Source organism: Pseudoalteromonas luteoviolacea (genome assembly GCF_021654285.1).
Taxonomy (GTDB): domain Bacteria; phylum Pseudomonadota; class Gammaproteobacteria; order Enterobacterales; family Alteromonadaceae; genus Pseudoalteromonas; species Pseudoalteromonas luteoviolacea_J.
In genome coordinates this window covers 1-344 of sequence record NZ_JAKFZS010000116.1, presented here as the reverse complement: position 1 = coordinate 344, position 344 = coordinate 1, and the positions used below count along the sequence as shown (strand labels likewise).

At 36.6% G+C, this 344-nt stretch carries 1 protein-coding gene; it reads left to right on the top strand.

Annotated features, from left to right (window positions below; translation table 11 throughout):
• A partial coding sequence (locus L1077_RS27265; protein ID WP_237139896.1) for an IS30 family transposase occupies nucleotides 1-306 on the top strand: 306 nt, incomplete at its 5' end.
• Nucleotides 307-344 lie beyond the last annotated feature (38 nt).

The window sequence follows — 344 nt, the reverse complement described above, 5'->3', positions numbered from 1 at the left end:
ATAATGTTTAGCGAAATCCCACCAAATAAACGTAGGACTTTAACACTCGACAATGGAAAGGAATTTTCTTTATTTAAAGAGCTAGAAGACCCTCTGAGCATAGATATCTATTTTGCTGATCCATATTGCTCCTGGCAAAGGGGAACCAATGAGCATACCAATGGTTTAATTCGGCGATACTTTCCAAAAAAGACCGATTTTTCTACTATAACTGAAGAAGAGCTGGCGGAAGTAGTATATAAAATAAATAGCCGCCCTAGAAAGATATTAAATTATCAAACAGCAGAGGAAGTCTTTGTTATGTAGATACTTTATAGGTGGTGCACTTAGATGTTGAATTCGGG